The sequence below is a fragment of the Stutzerimonas sp. FeSN7 genome (assembly GCF_030263795.1).
Classification (GTDB): Bacteria; Pseudomonadota; Gammaproteobacteria; order Pseudomonadales; family Pseudomonadaceae; genus Stutzerimonas; species Stutzerimonas stutzeri.
Genome location: NZ_JARPMN010000001.1, coordinates 4,554,146 through 4,571,746, shown reverse-complemented (window position 1 = coordinate 4,571,746; position 17,601 = coordinate 4,554,146). Strand labels below are relative to the sequence as shown.

18 protein-coding genes are annotated in these 17,601 nt (G+C 64.5%); 10 read left to right on the top strand and 8 right to left on the bottom strand.

What is annotated here, in order from left to right; all coding sequences use genetic code 11:
- Position 1: 1 nt before the first annotated feature.
- The 5 genes from P5703_RS21785 to P5703_RS21765 all read right to left on the bottom strand — a co-directional run bounded on the left by P5703_RS21785 (position 2) and on the right by P5703_RS21765 (position 4,764).
- Positions 2-406 carry a VOC family protein gene (locus P5703_RS21785; RefSeq protein WP_011911309.1) on the bottom strand — a complete coding sequence of 135 codons (405 nt, stop codon included), beginning with the start codon at positions 404-406 and terminating at the stop codon, positions 2-4.
- A gap of 46 nt (positions 407-452) precedes the next feature.
- Positions 453-1,559, bottom strand: a complete 1,107-nt coding sequence (gene aguA, locus P5703_RS21780) for an agmatine deiminase (protein WP_279643065.1) — start codon at positions 1,557-1,559, stop codon at positions 453-455.
- A gap of 100 nt (positions 1,560-1,659) precedes the next feature.
- Positions 1,660-2,541, bottom strand: a complete 882-nt coding sequence (aguB, locus tag P5703_RS21775) for an N-carbamoylputrescine amidase (RefSeq protein WP_011911311.1) — start codon at positions 2,539-2,541, stop codon at positions 1,660-1,662.
- A gap of 124 nt (positions 2,542-2,665) precedes the next feature.
- Positions 2,666-3,316: a TetR/AcrR family transcriptional regulator gene (locus P5703_RS21770; protein WP_011911312.1), complete on the bottom strand. Its 651-nt coding sequence runs from the start codon at positions 3,314-3,316 to the stop codon at positions 2,666-2,668.
- A 74-nt stretch (positions 3,317-3,390) separates the two neighbouring features.
- Positions 3,391-4,764, bottom strand: coding sequence for a glutamine synthetase family protein (locus P5703_RS21765; protein ID WP_011911313.1), 1,374 nt, complete (start codon positions 4,762-4,764; stop codon positions 3,391-3,393).
- A 240-nt stretch (positions 4,765-5,004) separates the two neighbouring features.
- Between P5703_RS21765 and P5703_RS21760 the strand changes: the two genes are divergently transcribed.
- From P5703_RS21760 to P5703_RS21745, 4 genes are all read left to right on the top strand, one after another.
- Positions 5,005-5,751: a gamma-glutamyl-gamma-aminobutyrate hydrolase family protein gene (locus P5703_RS21760; protein ID WP_017245996.1), complete on the top strand. Its 747-nt coding sequence runs from the start codon at positions 5,005-5,007 to the stop codon at positions 5,749-5,751.
- A 42-nt stretch (positions 5,752-5,793) separates the two neighbouring features.
- The gene (locus tag P5703_RS21755; protein ID WP_011911315.1) at positions 5,794-7,152 is read left to right on the top strand and encodes a glutamine synthetase family protein; all 1,359 of its coding nucleotides are present in this window, start codon (positions 5,794-5,796) and stop codon (positions 7,150-7,152) included.
- Positions 7,153-7,219: 67 nt separating this feature from the next.
- On the top strand, positions 7,220-8,578 hold the full coding sequence (locus tag P5703_RS21750; protein WP_011911316.1) for an aspartate aminotransferase family protein: 1,359 nt from the start codon (positions 7,220-7,222) through the stop codon (positions 8,576-8,578).
- 216 nt (positions 8,579-8,794) lie between these two features.
- The gene (locus P5703_RS21745) at positions 8,795-9,892 is read left to right on the top strand and encodes a polyamine ABC transporter substrate-binding protein (RefSeq protein ID WP_011911317.1); all 1,098 of its coding nucleotides are present in this window, start codon (positions 8,795-8,797) and stop codon (positions 9,890-9,892) included.
- Here P5703_RS21745 and P5703_RS21740 read toward each other — a convergent pair.
- The gene (locus P5703_RS21740; protein ID WP_020308588.1) at positions 9,876-10,166 is read right to left on the bottom strand and encodes a hypothetical protein; all 291 of its coding nucleotides are present in this window, start codon (positions 10,164-10,166) and stop codon (positions 9,876-9,878) included. The genes P5703_RS21745 and P5703_RS21740 overlap by 17 nt on opposite strands.
- 3 nt (positions 10,167-10,169) lie before the next feature.
- Between P5703_RS21740 and P5703_RS21735 the strand changes: the two genes are divergently transcribed.
- From P5703_RS21735 to P5703_RS21720, 4 genes are all read left to right on the top strand, one after another.
- Positions 10,170-11,255 (top strand): polyamine ABC transporter substrate-binding protein, encoded by a 1,086-nt coding sequence (locus tag P5703_RS21735; RefSeq protein ID WP_279644705.1) that lies wholly within the window; start codon positions 10,170-10,172, stop codon positions 11,253-11,255.
- Between the two features lie 147 nt (positions 11,256-11,402).
- The gene (gene potA, locus P5703_RS21730) at positions 11,403-12,554 is read left to right on the top strand and encodes a polyamine ABC transporter ATP-binding protein (RefSeq protein WP_011911319.1); all 1,152 of its coding nucleotides are present in this window, start codon (positions 11,403-11,405) and stop codon (positions 12,552-12,554) included.
- A gap of 11 nt (positions 12,555-12,565) precedes the next feature.
- Positions 12,566-13,447, top strand: a complete 882-nt coding sequence (locus P5703_RS21725) for an ABC transporter permease subunit (RefSeq protein WP_201267797.1) — start codon at positions 12,566-12,568, stop codon at positions 13,445-13,447.
- Positions 13,444-14,346, top strand: coding sequence for an ABC transporter permease subunit (locus tag P5703_RS21720; protein WP_011911321.1), 903 nt, complete (start codon positions 13,444-13,446; stop codon positions 14,344-14,346). Before P5703_RS21725 ends, P5703_RS21720 begins: the two co-directional genes overlap by 4 nt.
- Before the next feature lie 84 nt (positions 14,347-14,430).
- On the opposite strand, the gene P5703_RS21715 is transcribed toward P5703_RS21720, so the two are convergent.
- Entirely contained in the window at positions 14,431-15,000 is a 570-nt protein-coding gene (locus P5703_RS21715) for a DUF6436 domain-containing protein (protein WP_125460277.1), read from the bottom strand.
- An 85-nt stretch (positions 15,001-15,085) separates the two neighbouring features.
- Between P5703_RS21715 and bipL the strand changes: the two genes are divergently transcribed.
- Positions 15,086-16,024, top strand: coding sequence for a phospholipase BipL (gene bipL, locus P5703_RS21710; RefSeq protein ID WP_011911323.1), 939 nt, complete (start codon positions 15,086-15,088; stop codon positions 16,022-16,024).
- 13 nt (positions 16,025-16,037) lie between these two features.
- Here the strand turns inward: bipL and P5703_RS21705 are convergent, their stop codons facing one another.
- Positions 16,038-16,802: a DUF2059 domain-containing protein gene (locus tag P5703_RS21705; RefSeq protein ID WP_125460276.1), complete on the bottom strand. Its 765-nt coding sequence runs from the start codon at positions 16,800-16,802 to the stop codon at positions 16,038-16,040.
- A 155-nt stretch (positions 16,803-16,957) separates the two neighbouring features.
- On the opposite strand from P5703_RS21705, the gene P5703_RS21700 reads away from it, so the two are divergent.
- On the top strand, positions 16,958-17,566 hold the full coding sequence (locus P5703_RS21700) for a 2OG-Fe(II) oxygenase (protein WP_014595358.1): 609 nt from the start codon (positions 16,958-16,960) through the stop codon (positions 17,564-17,566).
- Positions 17,567-17,601: the final 35 nt, after the last annotated feature.

The following is a 17,601-nucleotide window of genomic DNA, read 5'->3' as shown; positions in this document are numbered from 1 at the left end:
TCTAGTCGAGCCGCTCGTCATAGCCGCGACCGAGAAACTGGATCAGGCAGAAGCCGTGACCGAAGGGGTCGGCCAGCAGCGCCAGCCGGCCCCAGTTTTCGGTCGTGATGGGCTTCTCCAGCCGCGCACCCAGGGCGATCGCCTTTGCGGTGGCGGACTCGATATCCTCGACGACGAAGTCCAGATGCACCGGCGTCCAGTGGCGTCCGTAATGGCGGTGCTGGTTGCCCTCGGGCGTCGCAGCGCTGCCGGCGTCCTTGTGCAGCAGGTAGATGGGCGCAGGGCCGCCGAGCAACTCCACGGCGAACCCGCCGAGTCGGCGCCCGACCTGCAGACCGAACAGCGAGCTGTAGAAGTCCACGCCCCGCTCCAGGTCGTCGACGTCCAGGTTCACCAGAAAGTCCATCGGACCCTCTCTGCCTGGGCCAGCGCCCAGGCGCGTCGTTTCGCCCTCAGCGTACGAAGGGCGCCGGTTGCTGCTGGGTGATGCAGTGGATGTTGCCACCGCCCAGCAGAATCTCCCGGCCCGGTACCATGACCACGTCGTGCTCGGGGAACACCTCGCGCAGGATGCGCTCGGCTTCGCCGTCCAGCGGATCGCCGAAGGCCGGTGCGATGATGCCGCCGTTGACGATCAGGAAGTTCACGTAGCTGCCCGCCAGACGGATCGACGGATCGCGTAGCTGGCTGCCATCCAGCGCCACGACACCGGCGCACTCGGCGTCCGACGCATGCAGCGGGCCGGGGATCGGGATCTTGTGCACGGTCAGCGCGCGGCCCTTGGCGTCGCGTGCGCGCTGCAACACCGCCATAGCGGCCTGGCAGCGTGCGTAGTTCGGGTCGTTGGCGTCGTCGGTCCAGGCCAGCAGCACTTCGCCCGGGCGGACGAAGCAGCAGAAGTTGTCGACGTGGCCGTCGGTTTCGTCGTTGAACAGGCCGTGGGGCAGCCAGATGATGCTGTCGACCGCCAGGTGCTCGCGCAGGACCGCCTCGATCTGCTCGCGGGACAGCTGCGGGTTGCGGTTGCGGTTGAGCAGGCACTCCTCGGTGGTGATCAGCGTGCCTTCGCCGTCGACGTGGATCGAGCCGCCCTCGAGCACGAAACCTTCGGTGCGATAGCGATCGCAGTACTCGATCTCGAGGATCTTGCGCGCCACCTCGTCGTCGCGTTGCCAGTCGGCGTAGAGCCCGCCGTCTTCGCCACCCCAGGCATTGAAGGTCCAGTCGACGCCGCGCAGGCCGCCGTTGTCGTCGATGACGAAGGTCGGCCCGGTGTCACGCACCCAGGCGTCGTCGGTGCTCATTTCCACCACGCGGATGCGCGGGTCATCCAGTGCGGCGCGCGCCGCCAGGTACTGCTCGGCGCTGGCGCAGACGGTCACCGGCTCGAAACGGGCGATCGCCTTGGCGACGGCGGCGAAGGCCGCTTGCGCCGGCGCCGCGTTGTCCCGCCAGTTGTCCGGGCGTTGCGGCCAAACCATCCAGGTCTGGCTGTGCGGCGCCCATTCGGCGGGCATGTAGTAACCATCTTGGCGAGGGGTGCTGGTCAGGGTAGTCATGGCGATGTCCGTGAAGGGTGGAAACGGCCGCGGGCCTTTCCACCGCCGAAGTCCAACGGTGGAAAGTGCGGCGCGCTTTCGAGCTATGAAGGTCTGCTGCTCACTCGGACGGCAGCGAGCCGTCGAGGGTCTTGATCGAGCCGTACAGGTTCGGCCGGCGATCGCGGAACACGCCCCAGGCGCTGCGGATGTGCTCCAGCTGGTCGAGGTCGAAGCTGTGCACCAGCACGCCCTCGCTGGTTTCATCCATCTCCTCGACCTTGGCGCCAAACTGGTCGGCGATGAACGAGGAGCCGTAGAAGGTGATGTCGTAGCCGTCCTGCTCCTCGCGGCCGATGCGGTTGCTGGCGATCAGCGGCATCAGGTTGGCGCCGGCATGGCCCTGTTGCACGCGCTGCCAATGGTCGCGGGACGTGATGCTCGCATCGTGCGGCTCGCTGCCGATGGCGGTCGGGTAGAACAGCAGTTCTGCACCCATCAGCGCCATGCTGCGGGCGGTCTCGGGGAACCACTGGTCCCAGCAGATGGCTACGCCGATCCTGGCGTAGCGGGTGTTCCACACCTTGAAGCCGGTGTCGCCCGGGTTGAAATAGTACTTCTCGTGGTAGCCGGGGCCGTCCGGGATGTGGCTCTTGCGGTAGACGCCAAGCAACTTGCCGTCGGCATCGATGATGGCGATGGAGTTGAAGCGTGCCCGCCCGGCCAGCTCGAAGAAGCTGATCGGCAGCACCACCTGCAGTTCGGCGGCGAGCTTCTGGAAATGCTGGATCGCCGGGTTCTGCTCCACCGGGGTCGCCAGCTGCAGGTATTGCGGATTGGGCTTCTGGCAGAAGTACGGGGTCTCGAACAGCTCCTGGATCAGGATGATCTGCGCGCCCTTGGCGGCGGCCTCGCGCACCAGCCTGTCGGCATTGGCGATGTTGGCCTGGCGATCCCAGGAACAGGCCATCTGGGTGGCGGCTACGGTAACGACTCGGGACATGGAAACCTCGCGGCGTTGATGGGCGGCTATCGAAGGCGCAAATTTATTCGATAGTTATCCGGATTGATAGAGGCTGTTGAGCTCAGAAGATCAAATGAAGCGGCCGTTTATCGATATTTATCGGTCAGCGTTCCGCCTGTTCCCGCTTCGGCAGCCAGGGCGGCAGGTACAGGCCGAGATAGGCATCGAACACCCGCATGCCTTCCTCGGCCATGCGTGGCGTCAGGCTGCCGTACAGCTGTATGGATCGAGCATAGACGCGGTCGCCAAGTTCCAGGGCCAGGGCGAACACATCGATGTCCTGCGGCAGCGGAGGCAGGGCGAAATGCCGCTCGAACACCGCCTGCATGGCCTGGCCGAGTTCCAGATCCAGGCGCTGGTCGGTTTGGGTGACTTCACCGAGACCGTGTTGCGCCAGAATCAGCTGGCGCGCGGCGCTGTCCTGCTGATAGATCGCCAGCATGCGCTGTTCGATCAGGCGTGAGAGGTCGTGCCAGCTGCCCAGGCTGTCATGCTCGATGGGCCGTTCCAGGCTGGCCCGGAAGGCGGCGTGCACGTCCGCCGTCAGTGCGGCCAGCAGCGCCGGCACACCGGAAAAGAAGTGATAGACGGAAGAGGGGGGAATGCCGGCGTGCTCGGCCACGGCATACACCGATAGCGTCGCAGCGCCCTGCTCGGCGAGCAGTTCGCGGGCGCTGGCGAGGATCTGGCGAATGCGCGCCTGGCTGCTGGCGCGCGGTCGGCGACTGGCGGTCGCGGGGCTGGGCTTGGTCATCGGCCTATTTGAAGCCAGCACGGCGGCGGATGCAAACCGCCGTGGCGGTCGCCCCGCTGCACGCGGGCCTGCGGTTAGACAGTGTGCAGATACCAGTTGTACTCAAGGTCCGAGATCGAGTGTTCGAACTCGGCCAGTTCGCTCTCCTTGCAGGCGACAAAGATGTCGATGTAGTCCGGGCTGATGTAGCGCGCCATGATCTCGCTGTCGTCCAGCTCGCGCAGGGCGTCGCGCAGGTTGGTCGGCAGGCTCTGCTCGACCTGCTCGTAGGAGTTGCCCTCGATGGGGTCATCCGGCTCGATCTTGTTGGTCAGGCCGTGGTGCACCCCGGCGAGAATGCCGGCGAGCAGCAGGTAGGGGTTGGCGTCGGCACCGGCGACCCGGTGTTCGATGCGTACCGCGTCCGGGCTGTCGGTCGGCACGCGCAGTGCCACGGTGCGGTTGTCCATGCCCCAGCAGGGCGCGTTGGGCACATAGAACTGAGCGCCGAAACGGCGATAGGAATTCACGTTGGGGCAGAGGAAAGCCATCGAGGCCGCCATGGTCTGCTGCAGGCCGCCGATGGCGTGGCGCAGCGGCTGGCTGTCCAGCGGATTGTCGGTGGCGAATATATTGTTGCCATTCTTGTCGAGCAGCGAGATGTGCACATGCAGACCGTTGCCGGCCTGGCCCGGGTAAGGCTTGGCCATGAAGGTCGTGTCCATCTCGTGGTCGTAGGCGATGTTCTTGATCAGCCGCTTCAGCAGCACCGCGTAGTCGCATGCCTTGATCGGATCGGCGACGTGGTGGAGGTTGACCTCGAACTGCGCCGGGGCGCTTTCCTTGACGATGGCATCGGCCGGGATGCCCTGTTCCTTGGCGCCTTCGAGAATGTCCTGCAGGCAGTCGACGTACTCGTCCAGGTCGTCGATCAGATAGACCTGGGTCGAGTGCGGGCGCTTGCCGGAGATCGGCGAGCGCGGCGGCTGTGGCCGGCCGTTGATGTTCTCCTGGTCGATCAGATAGAACTCCAGCTCGAATGCGGCGCAGATGGTCAGGCCCAGCTCGTCGAACTTGCTCACCACCTGGCGCAGCACCTCGCGCGGGTCGGCGAAGAACGGTGCGCCGTCGCGCTCGTGCATGGTCATCAGCAGTTGCGCGGTGGGGCGCTTCTGCCAGGGTTCCTTGGACAGGGTGTTGGGAATCGGGAAGCAGATACGGTCGGAGTCGCCGATGTCCATGCCAAGGCCCGTGCTTTCCACGGTGATGCCGTTGATATCCAGGGCGAACAGCGAGGCGGGGAGGTTGATGCCCTTCTCGTAGACCTTGTGCAGGCTGGCGCGCTCGATGCGCTTGCCGCGCACGACTCCGTTCATGTCGGTGATCAGCAGATCGACGTACTGAACCTCCGGATGTTCCTTGAGAAATGCGTTAGCTTCGTTGAGCTGAACGGCACGCGGCGGGGCCATGATGAATTACCTTAATTGTTAAAAATTTCAATCATCAGATGCTTGTCTGGGAGTCAATCGAAAAGCCTGTTCACTGTCAATAGTAGCCGGCCAGCGCCCCATGAGTGCCCATGCTGGGCCTTTTTTGGGGCATCTGCCGTGTGTGTCGAGCGTCGCGCACGCGGCTGAAGTTCGGGCTATTGTCTATAAAAATGAACAAGACTACTCTCCGATATGCCCCATTCGAACGACGAGTATCCCATGTCGCGCAAGCCTCTGATCGGCGTATCGGCCTGTACCAAGCAGATCGGCCACCACAGCTTTCATATCGCCGGCGACAAGTACCTGCGTGCCGCGGCGATCGCCGGCGTGCCGCTGGTGATCCCGGCGCTGGACGAGCTGATCGATCCGGCAACGCTGCTGGAAAGCTTCGACGGCCTGCTGTTCACCGGCTCGCCGTCCAATGTCGAGCCGCATCACTATGGCGGCCCGGCGAGCGAGCCGGGCACCCATCACGATCCGTTTCGCGACCGCCTCACCCTGCCGCTGATTCGCGCGGCGGTGGATGCCGGCATTCCGGTGTTCGGCATCTGCCGAGGATTCCAGGAGATGAACGTGGCGTTTGGCGGCAGCCTGCACCAGAAGGTTCACGAAGCCGGGCCCTATCAGGACCATCGCGAGCGCCCGGACGATCCGCTGGAGGTGCAGTACGGCCTCAGCCATGCGCTGCACGTGCAGCCTGGTGGGCTGCTCGAGCGCCTTGGCCTGCCGGCGCAGATCCAGGTCAATTCGGTGCATGGGCAGGGTGTCGAGCGTCTCGGCGCTGGTCTGCGCATCGAGGCGCTGGCTCCCGACGGGCTGATCGAGGCATTTTCCGTCGAGGCTGCGCAGAGCTTCGCCCTTGGCGTGCAATGGCATCCGGAATGGCAGGTCCAATCGCATCCACATTATCTGGCGCTGTTCCGCGGCTTCGCCGAGGCCTGCCAGGCACGCGCACGACAACGCTGAGGCCGACCCTGTACGGCCATTTTCCAGCAACCCGAGGTCAACATGAGTATCCAGCTCGACCAGCTCACCGGCTGGCTGAAAGAACGCAAGATCACCGAAGTGGAATGCCTGATCAGCGACCTGACCGGGATCGCCCGCGGCAAGATTTCACCGACCAACAAGTTTCTCGACGAGAAGGGCATGCGCCTGCCGGAAAGCGTGCTGCTGCAGACCGTGACCGGTGACTACGTCGAGGACGACATCTACTACGAGCTGCTCGACCCGGCGGACATCGACATGTTCTGCCGGCCCGACCCGAACGCGGTGTTCCTCGTGCCCTGGGCCATCGAGCCCACCGCGCAGGTGATCCACGACACCTACGACAAGATGGGAAATCCTATCGAGCTGTCGCCGCGCAACATCCTCAAGCGTGTGCTGAAGATGTATGCCGATCGTGGCTGGCAGCCCATCGTCGCGCCGGAGATGGAGTTCTACCTGACCAAGCGCTGCGAGGACCCGGACCTGCCGTTCCAGCCGCCGATCGGCCGTTCCGGTAGACAGGAGACCGGGCGTCAGTCGTTCTCCATCGACGCCGCCAACGAATTCGACCCGCTGTTCGAGGACATGTACGACTGGTGCGAGGCTCAAGGTCTGGATCTGGACACCCTGATCCACGAAGAAGGCACCGCGCAGATGGAGATCAACTTCCGTCACGGCGAGGCGCTGCACCTGGCCGACCAGATCCTGGTGTTCAAGCGCACCATGCGCGAGGCGGCGCTCAAGCACAACGTCGCCGCCACCTTCATGGCCAAGCCGATGACCGGCGAGCCGGGCAGCGCGATGCACCTGCACCAGAGCGTCATTGACCTCAACACCGGGCGCAACATCTTCTCCAACGACGACGGCTCCATGAGCCAGCTGTTCCTGCACCACGTCGGCGGCCTGCAGAAATACATCCCCGAGCTGCTGCCGATGTTCGCGCCCAACGTCAATTCGTTCCGCCGCTTCCTGCCGGACACCTCGGCGCCGGTGAACGTGGAATGGGGCGAAGAGAACCGTACCGTGGGCCTGCGCGTGCCGGATTCCGATCCGCAGAACCGCCGTGTCGAGAACCGCCTGGCAGGCGCCGACGCCAACCCTTACCTGGCGATCGCCGCGAGCCTGCTGTGCGGCTACATCGGCATGGTCGAGCAGCTGCCACCGAGCCAGCCGGTCAAGGGCCGCGGCTACGAGCGGCGCAACCTGCGCCTGCCGCTGACCCTGGAAGCGGCGCTGGAGCGGATGGAAACCTGCCGCGAGCTGGAGAAGTACCTGAGCCCGAAATTCATCACCGGCTACGTCGCGGTCAAGCGCGCCGAGCAGGAGAACTACCACCGGGTGATCAGCTCCTGGGAGCGGGAATTCCTGATGCTCTCGGTGTAAGCAAGCGCAGGGTGGGCCGGCCCGTTGCCGGTCCACCGACCCCACAATACTGGCTAAGAGGTGACTGATGAGCGATTCGCAAACCCTGCACTGGCAAGCGCTGAGCCGTGACCACCACCTGCCGCCCTTCACCGACTACAAGGCGCTCAACGCCAAGGGCACGCGCATCATCACCCGGGCGTCCGGCGTCTACCTGTGGGACAGCGAGGGGCACAAGATCCTCGACGCCATGGCCGGGCTCTGGTGCGTCAACGTCGGTTATGGCCGCGAAGAGCTGATCGAGGCGGCGACCCGGCAGATGCGCGAGCTGCCTTACTACAACCTGTTCTTCCAGACCGCGCATCCGCCCGCCGTGGCCCTGGCCAAGGCCATCGCCGACATTGCCCCGGCCGGCATGAACCATGTGTTCTTCACCGGTTCCGGCTCCGAGTCCAACGACACGGTGCTGCGCATGGTGCGCCATTACTGGGCGGTCAAGGGTCAGCCGGAGAAGAAGGTGATCATCGGCCGCTGGAACGGCTACCACGGCTCCACCGTCGCCGGTGCCAGCCTCGGCGGCATGAAGGCCATGCACGAGCAGGGCGACTTCCCGATTCCCGGCATCGAGCACATCGACCAGCCCTACTGGTACGGCGAAGGCGGTGACATGAGTCCGGAGGAGTTCGGCGTGCGTGTCGCCGATCAGCTGGAGCAGAAGATTCTCGAAGTCGGCGAGGACAAGGTCGCTGCCTTTATCGCCGAGCCGATCCAGGGCGCGGGCGGCGTCATCATTCCGCCGGCCAGCTACTGGCCGCGAGTCAAGGAAATCCTCGCGCGCTACGACATCCTTTTCATCGCTGACGAGGTGATCTGCGGCTTCGGCCGTACCGGCGAGTGGTTCGGCAGCGATTATTACGGTCTCGCGCCCGATCTGATGCCCATCGCCAAGGGCCTGACGTCCGGCTACATCCCCATGGGCGGGGTCATCGTGCGCGACGAAGTGGTGCAGACGCTCAACGAGGGCGGCGAGTTCTATCACGGTTTCACCTATTCGGGGCACCCGGTGGCCGCCGCGGTGGCGCTGGAGAACATCCGCATCCTGCGCGAGGAGAAGATCGTCGAGCGGGTGAAGAGCAAGACGGCACCCTATTTGCAATCCCGCTGGCAGGAACTGGTCGAGCATCCGCTGGTGGGCGAAGCCCGCGGCGTCGGCCTGCTCGGCGCGCTGGAGCTGGTGAAGAACAAGAAGACCCGCGAACGCTTCGCTGATGCCGGCGTGGGCATGCGCTGCCGCGAGCACTGCTTCCGCAACGGCCTGGTGATGCGCGCGGTCGGCGACACCATGATCATCTCGCCGCCGCTGGTGATCAGCGAGGAGCAGATCGACGAGCTGATCGGCAAGGTGCGTCTGTGTCTGGATGCGACAGCCAAGGATGTGCTGGGCTGAGCGGTGCGGCCGGCGCTGGCTGGGCTAAGGTTGACGAATGCCGGCCGTGTGCGTTCGGGTTGTTGAAAAGACGGCCCCGACCTTGCCAGACTGCGCGCGTGCTGAAGGCCAGACCTGCCCAGGGGTGTGTCGAGCCGGCACACCGCCAGGCCGCCGCGCGGTACATGGCCTGTTCCACTGCCCCGACATTAATGATGACAAACAGGAGCTGCACGGATGAATCCCTTCGCCAAGACCCTACTTGCCATGACGCTGGCCGGCACCGTTGCCGGGGCTGCGCAGGCCCAGGAAAAGGTGCTGCACGTCTATAACTGGTCCGACTATATCGCCGAAGACACCCTGGAGAATTTCACCAAGGAAACCGGCATCAAGGTCGTCTACGACGTCTTCGACAGCAACGAGGTGCTGGAAGCCAAGCTGCTGGCCGGTAGCTCCGGTTACGACGTGGTGGTGCCGTCCAACCCGTTCCTCGCCAAGCAGATCAAGGCCGGTGTGTTCCAGAAGCTGGACAAGTCCAAGCTGCCGAACTGGGAAAACCTCGACAAGGACCTGCTCAAGGCGCTGGATTCGAGCGACCCGGGCAACCAGTACTCGATTCCCTACATGTGGGGCACCATCGGCATCGGCTACAACGTCGACAAGGTCAAGGCCGCGCTGGGCGACAACGCGCCGGTGGACTCCTGGGACCTGGTGTTCAAGCCGGAGAACATCGAGAAGCTGAAGTCCTGTGGCGTCGCCTTCCTCGACTCGCCCACCGAGATGCTGCCGGCGGCGCTGCATTACCTCGGCTACGCGACCGACAGCGGCAAGGCCGATGAGCTGAAGAAGGCCGAAGACCTGTTCATGCAGATCCGCCCGCACGTCGCCTACTTCCATTCGTCCAAGTACATCTCGGATCTGGCCAACGGCAACATCTGCGTGGCGATCGGCTATTCCGGCGACATCTATCAGGGCAAGTCGCGCGCCGAGGAAGCGGCCAACGGCGTCAACGTCGGCTACAAGATTCCGAAAGAAGGTGCCGGCAGCTTCTTCGACATGCTGGCGGTGCCGGCCGACGCGAAGAACGTCGAGAACGCCCACGTCTTCCTCAACTACCTGATGAAGCCGGACGTGATGGCCTCCATCACCAACTACGTGCAGTTCCCCAACGGCAACGCCGCGGCCACTCCGCTGCTGGATGAAGCCATCCGTACCGACGAGGGCATCTACCCGAGCCAGGCGGTGCTGCAGAAGCTCTACACCTTCCCCGATCTGGATCCGAAGACCCAGCGCGCCATGACCCGCAGCTGGACCAAGATCAAGTCCGGACGTTGATACCGCCAGGCTTTCGCGCCGGGCTCGCGCCCGTCGTGAAAGCCGGCCAATCGACCGGCAGCGCCGGTGCCGTGAGGTTCGCACCGGCGCTGCCAATGCGAGGAACAACAATGACAACGACTTCCCCGCTGCCCGTCGCAAGCCCCTGCGTCTGCGCATGCATCGCGCCGACCGCTTTCGTCATCTCAAATTTGTTGATTTTCAGAGGTTTTTCCAATAAATAGCCCGCCTTTCCCGCCGGGATCATGCGCGGCCGCAAAAGAAGAGGACTCATCCCATGCGCTCGACCCTCAAGTCGCTGATCGTCGCCGCCGCCGTCGCCGGTGCGGCCACCGCCCAGGCCGCCTCGGTGCACGTCTACAACTGGTCGGATTACATCGGCGAAACGACGCTGGAAGAGTTCGAGAAGGAAACCGGTATCAAGCCGGTCTATGACGTCTTCGATTCCAACGAAACCCTGGAAGGCAAGCTGCTCGCCGGCCGCAGCGGCTATGACGTGGTGGTGCCTTCCAACCATTTCCTCGGCAAGCAGATCCGTGCCGGTGCATTCCAGCAGCTGGACAAGAGCAAGCTGCCGAACTGGGAAAACCTCGATCCGTCACTGCTCAAGCAGCTGCAGAAGAACGATCCCGGCAATGCCCATGCGGCGCCCTATCTGTGGGGCACCAACGGCATCGGCTATAACGTCGAAAAGGTCAAGGCCGCGCTTGGCGTCGACAAGATCGACTCCTGGTCGGTGCTGTTCGAGCCTGAAAATGCGAAGAAGCTTGCCAGTTGTGGCATCGCCTTTCTGGACTCGGCGGACGAGATGATTCCCGCCATGCTCAACTACCTGGGCCTGGACCCCAACAGCGAGAATGCTGCGGACTACCAGAAGGCCGAGGAGAAACTGCTGGCCGTGCGTCCGCATGTGCGCTATTTCCACTCGTCGAAGTACATTTCCGATCTCGCCAATGGCAATATCTGCGTCGCCGCCGGGTTCTCCGGTGACGTGTTCCAGGCCGCCGCCCGCGCCGAGGAAGCCGGCAAGGGCATCGAGATTGCCTACGCCATTCCCAAGGAGGGCGGCAACCTCTGGTTCGACATGCTGGCGATCCCCGCCGATGCCAGCAACGTCGAGGAAGCCCACGCATTCATCAACTACCTGCTGCGCCCCGAGGTGATTGCCGCGGTGAGCGACTACGTCGGTTACGCCAACCCCAATCTCAAGGCGAGCGAACTGATGGATCAGGAAGTCCGTGAGGATGCCTCGGTATATCCGCCGCAGGAAGTACTGGACCGTCTGTATGTCTCGGCCGAGCTGCCGCTCAAGATTCAACGTTTGATGACCCGCACCTGGACCAAGGTGAAATCCGGCAAGTGAACCCCGGAGCCCGACCCGTCGAGCGCCCCATGGCGGCCGTGACGCGGGAAGGACATTGAAGGGTGCGTCTGACGACGCGCCCGTAGCAACGACTCATAGATAGCCCGGCTCTGGCCGGCCAACTTTTTTCATTTCGGGAGTTCGCGCATGGCCGTTGCCTCCAGCGCCTACAAGAAGGCCCTCAGTGGCGAGAGCAAGAACAAGCAGGTGCTGCTGAAGATCGATCGCGTCACCAAGAAGTTCGACGAAACGGTGGCGGTCGATGACGTCTCGCTGAGCATTCATCAGGGCGAGATCTTCGCGCTGCTGGGCGGTTCCGGCTCGGGCAAGTCGACCCTGCTGCGCATGCTGGCGGGCTTCGAGCGACCCACCGAAGGGCGCATCTTCCTGGATGGCCAGGACATCACCGACATGCCGCCGTACGAGCGGCCGATCAACATGATGTTCCAGTCCTATGCCCTGTTCCCGCACATGACCGTTGAGCAGAACATCGCCTTCGGTCTCAAGCAGGACGGTCTGCCGAAGGCCGAGATCGAGGAGCGGGTCAAGGAAATGCTCGGTCTGGTGCAGATGACCCAGTACGCCAAGCGCAAACCGCATCAGCTCTCTGGCGGCCAGCGCCAGCGCGTCGCCCTGGCGCGCTCGCTGGCCAAGCGCCCGAAACTGCTGCTGCTCGACGAGCCGATGGGCGCCTTGGACAAGAAGCTGCGCTCGCAGATGCAACTGGAACTGGTACAGATCATCGAGCGCGTCGGCGTGACCTGCGTGATGGTGACCCACGACCAGGAAGAGGCCATGACCATGGCCGAGCGCATCGCCATCATGCATCAGGGCTGGATCGCCCAGGTCGGCAGCCCGATGGACATCTACGAGACGCCGGCCAGTCGCCTGGTCTGCGAGTTCATCGGCAACGTCAACCTGTTCGAGGGCGAGCTGGTGGAGGACATGGGCGACCACGCGATCATCGCCTCGCCCGGGCTGGACAATCCGATCTACGTTGGCCACGGCATCAGCACCCGTGCGCAGGACAAGCACATCACCTACGCCCTGCGCCCGGAAAAGCTGCTGATCGGCACCGAGCTGCCGGAACTGGAGCGTCCGGGCTACAACTGGGCCAAGGGCGTCGTGCACGACATCGCCTATCTGGGCGGTCATTCGGTGTACTACATCAAGCTACCGTCCGGTGGTGTGCTGCAGGCCTTCATGGCCAACGCCGAGCGCCATGTGAAACTGCCGACCTGGGAGGAAGAGGTGTACGTCTACTGGTGGGATGACAGCGGCGTGGTGCTGCAGGCATGAGCCGCTCGCCCTTGAATACCGGACGCCGACTGGTCATCGGCGTGCCCTTCCTGTGGCTGTTCCTGTTCTTCCTGCTGCCGTTCGCCATCGTGCTGAAGATCAGCTTCGCCGAGGCCGACGTGGCGATTCCGCCGTACACGGAAATCTTCCGTTACGCCGAGCAGCAGCTGCAGGTACTGATCAACCTGGGTAACTACATCTTCCTCAGCGAGGACGAGCTGTACCTGGCCGCCTATCTGGGCTCGCTGAAAATCGCCTTCTTCAGCACGCTGCTCTGCCTGGTGATCGGCTACCCCATGGCCTATGCCATCGCCCGCGCGCGCAAGGATCTGCAGACCGTGTTGCTGCTGCTGATCATGATGCCGACCTGGACCGCTATCCTGATCCGTGTCTACGCCTGGATGGGCATCCTAAGCAGCAATGGCCTGCTCAACAGCCTGCTGCTGGGCATGGGCCTGATCGACCGGCCGCTGCAGATCCTCAACACCGACGTGGCGGTGTACATCGGTGTGGTCTATTCGTACCTGCCGTTCATGATCCTGCCGCTCTACGCCAACCTGGTGAAGCACGACCCGAGCCTGCTGGAGGCCGCCTCCGACCTGGGCGCGCGCAACCTCACCAGCTTCTGGAAGATCACCGTGCCCCTGTCGAAGAACGGCATCATTGCCGGCTGCATGCTGGTGTTCATTCCGGTGGTGGGCGAGTTCGTGATTCCCGAGCTGCTCGGCGGCCCGGAGACGCTGATGATCGGCAAGGTGCTGTGGCAGGAGTTCTTCAACAACCGCGACTGGCCGGTGGCCTCGGCACTGGCGGTGGTGATGCTGGCGATCCTGCTGATCCCGATCATCCTGTTCAACCGGAACCAGGCTAAGGCGCTGGAGGGCAAGCTATGAAACGCTGGAGCTTTTCCAACCTGATCCTGGTCCTTGGCCTGCTGTTCATCTACCTGCCGATGGTGATCCTGGTCATCTACTCGTTCAACGCCTCGCGGCTGGTGACGGTGTGGGGTGGCTGGTCGCTGAAGTGGTACACCGGCCTGCTCGACAACTCGCAGCTGATGGGCGCGGTGATGCGCTCGCTGGAGGTCGCCGCGTACACCGCGGTCGCCGCGGTGGCGCTGGGCACCATGGCCGCCTTCGTGCTGACGCGCATCCCGGTGTTCCGTGGCCGCACGCTGTTCGGCGGGCTGGTCACCGCGCCGCTGGTGATGCCCGAGGTGATCACCGGTCTGTCCCTGCTGCTGCTGTTCGTTGCCATGGCGCAACTGGTCGGCTGGCCGGCCCAGCGCGGCCTGGTGACCATCTGGATCGCGCACACCACGTTCTGCTCGGCCTACGTCGCGGTGGTGGTGATGGCGCGTCTGCGTGAGCTGGACCTGTCCATCGAAGAAGCGGCGATGGACCTCGGCGCGCGGCCGTGGAAGGTGTTCTTCCTGATCACCATGCCGATGATCGCGCCGTCGCTGGCGGCGGGCGGCATGCTCTCCTTTGCCCTGTCGCTGGACGACCTGGTGTTGGCGAGCTTCGTCTCCGGTCCCGGCTCGACCACCCTGCCGATGGAGATCTTCTCCGCCGTGCGCCTGGGCGTGAAGCCGGAGATCAATGCCGTGGCCAGCCTGATCCTGCTCAGCGTGTCGCTGGCGACCTTCCTCGCCTGGTACCTGACCCGGCGTGCCGAGAAGCGTCGCATCCGCGCCATGCAGCAGGCGATGGACGAGAGCAACAGCAATCCCACCTGGCGCCAGGTGATCGACAGCCGCAAGGTGATGGTTCCGCCCTCGGCGCATAGCTAAGGTTTGAGCAACAAAGAAAGGGCGCATTGATGCGCCCTTTCTCATCCCGTCCATCGCCCAGCATGCGAGGCCGCGATCCTTGCCTCACCGCTGCCAGTCGCAGAAGCAGGCCACCGCCAGCGAATGGGTTGCGCGTACCTTGCGGCCGGCAAGGACCGCGTCGAGGATCGGCTCGACGAAGCTGTTGTCCGAGGTGCACACCGCGCCCTCGCTGTAGGGGCCGATGTAGACCAGTTCGCCGCTCTGGTCCCAGATGCCAACTGCCGGGCTGGCCGGTAGCTGCTCGGCGCCAATGAGCCCGTCGAGTGGCTTCAAGGCCGCCAGCGGTTGCGGCAAGCGACCCTTGCTGCCGGGCTTGCGCACCTCGTAGAAGTCCACGGCCTGACCGGCGAAGCGCTGCAGCAACTCCTGCAGGTGCTGCTGGTTGCCGACGTTGCACGGGCAGCCAGGGTCCCAGAAATGCACGAAGCGCACCGGCCCCGGGCCCTGCAGCGCGGCGGGCAGGCGCAGGGCGTCGCCGGAGAAGAGTTCGGCGCGCTCGCCCTCGAAGGTGCGCAGGTAGCGCGCCTCGAACCACCAGAACGCGGCGAGCATGGCGGCGCCCCAGAGCAGGGCGATCAGGGCGGCGATCAGGTATTTGCGACGTGCGCTCATGGCAGGTTCCTGGCTGGGTGCGCAAGCTTGCCATGACGCGCTGCAGAGCTGAATATCCGGAGTCCCAGCCAGCCGAAGAAAGTCGATGTCCACGCTCATCCAGCCCGATCGATTGCGCAACAGCCTGCCCGCCCTGAGCGAGGCCACCGAGGCTTCGGCCGAGGCGCTGCACTATCAGGCCTACTACGGGCTGGACCTGCCACACCGGGGCAAGGTGCAGCGGCGTCTCGGACGCTTTCGCGTGCACGACTACGATGTCGTCGCCCAGGCCTGGTGGCCCGAGCAGCCGCACGCCAGTCTGCTGGTTCTGCATGGGTATTACGATCACATGGGGTTGTACCGGCACGTGGTCGACTGGGGCCTGGAGATGGGTTTTGCGGTGCTCGCCTGCGACCTGCCCGGCCATGGGCTGTCCAGCGGGCCGCGCGCCAGCATCAACGAATTCGATGAGTACCAGGCGGTGCTTTCCGGACTGTTCGAGCAGGCCCGTCGGCTCGATCTGCCACGGCCGTGGCATCTGCTGGGCCAGAGCACCGGCGGCGCCATTGCGCTGGATCATCTGCTGCATCAGGAGCCGCTCGACGACCTCGGGCGGACCATCCTGCTGGCGCCGCTGGTTCGCCCGCGGGCCTGGCTGCGCTCGCGCATCAGCTACGAGCTGGTGCGGCGTTTCGTTCAGCAGATTCCGCGGACTTTCAGCGAGAACTCCAGCGACCCCGGCTTTCTCGAGTTCGTGCAGACCCAGGACCCGCTGCAGCCGGACATCCTGCCCACCGCCTGGGTCGGTGCGCTGTCGCGCTGGATTCCGCGCATCGAGCGGGCCGCGGACAGTGCTCAGGCTCCGCTGATCGTGCAGGGTGAGGCGGACATGACCGTGGATTGGCAGTACAACCTGCCGGTGCTGCAGCGCAAATTTGCCGGTGCCGAGGTGCTGCGTCTGCCGGAGGCACGGCACCATCTGGTGAACGAGCGCGAGGAGCTGCGCCGGGCCTACTTCGACTTTCTGCGCGAGCGCCTGAAATAGCCCGACGCGGCGGTCAGATACCCTGCTGCGGCTCCAGCTCGGCGCCGCTCATGCCCACCGCCAGGCCCGCACGCAGGGCTTGCAGCGCGGCCTGGTAATAGGCCTTGCCGGCTTCGGACTGGGCGAACTGTACGTACTCCTCCAGCTCCGCGTCGGACAGCTCGCGATAGACGTAGAGCAGGGTATTGTCCAGATCGGCCTCGATCTGCTGGATCATTCGCTGACGCTGGCTGCTCAGCAGGTTCTGCGCCTGATTGCCGCCCAACAGGCCGGGAATCATCTGGCTGAGACTGTCGGCGGCGACACCGGCCAGCGCCAGGCTGACTTCCGCACCCGCCTCGCTGGCCGGGATGGCCTGGGCCAGATGGCGAATCAGCAACTGCCGGTTGCTTTCGGCCGTCACCCGCGGCAGGCCGTCGGTATGGCGCGCCAGCTGTTCCCGGCGTGCGGCCAGCACCTCGGCCGAGACGATCTTGCGCCCCAGCGGGGACTGGAAGAACTCCAGCGCCGGCTGCGGGTCGGCCAGATGCTCGCGCAGCGCGCGCTGCGCCCGCTGGTCGATGGCATGGGAGGCGAAGCGGCGATTGCTGTTGGTCACCAGGGCCTGGAATACCGCCGGTGGCAGGGTGTCCTTGTAGCGCTGCTGCGCGGCAGTCAGGGCATCGGCGAAGTTGGCCCGCTGTTCGGTCCAGCCGGCGGTTTCGTAGAGCTCTTCATAGGTGTCGGCGAAGCTGGCGAGGCTGAAGGTCAGCAGTACACAGGTCAAGAGGGCGCGCATGGAAGCTCCTGTCTGGCGGGCGGTTCATTTTCCGTGCCCCGACGCGTGCTTGTCGAGGCGCGCGAGTTGCTGCTGCCATTTGGCGCAGCATCGCTGCTTGTGGCGGAGTCTCAACAGACCCTAGACTCGTTCGGTATCCCATCGGAGTCACTTCCTTGCAGTTCTCTTCGATCATCGACGACCTGGCCGAGCGCGGCTGGTCGCTGCAGAGTTCTTTCCTTCCCAGTGATGTGACCCACAAGCTGGCCGACGAGTGCCGCAAGCGCGAGGCCGAGGGCGCGCTGGCCCCCGCCGGCGTCGGCCGCGGCGAGGCCCAGGCGGTGCGCGAAGGCATTCGCAGCGACCATATCCAGTGGCTGGAACCCGGCCAGTCGCCGGTCTGCGACGACTATCTCGAAGTCATGGATGGTCTGCGCCAGCAGCTCAACCGCGAGTTGTTCCTCGGACTCGAGGAGTTCGAGTGCCACTTCGCCTTCTATCCGCCGGGTGCCTTCTACCAGACCCATCTGGACCGTTTTCGCGATGACGACAGCCGCTCGGTGACCGCCGTGCTGTACCTGAATCCGGACTGGCAGCCCGCCCATGCCGGCGAGCTGCGCATGCACATGCCGGACGGTTCGCAGCTGGACGTGCCGCCACTGGCCGGCAATTTGGTGGTGTTTCTTTCCGGCGAGTTTCCCCACGAGGTGCTGGTCACCCAGGCCGATCGCCTGTCACTGACCGGCTGGTTCCGTCGTCGCCCGGCCGACCCGCTGGCGGTCTGACCCCCCGCCCGAGGTTTCTCCCGGCGAAAAAAAAG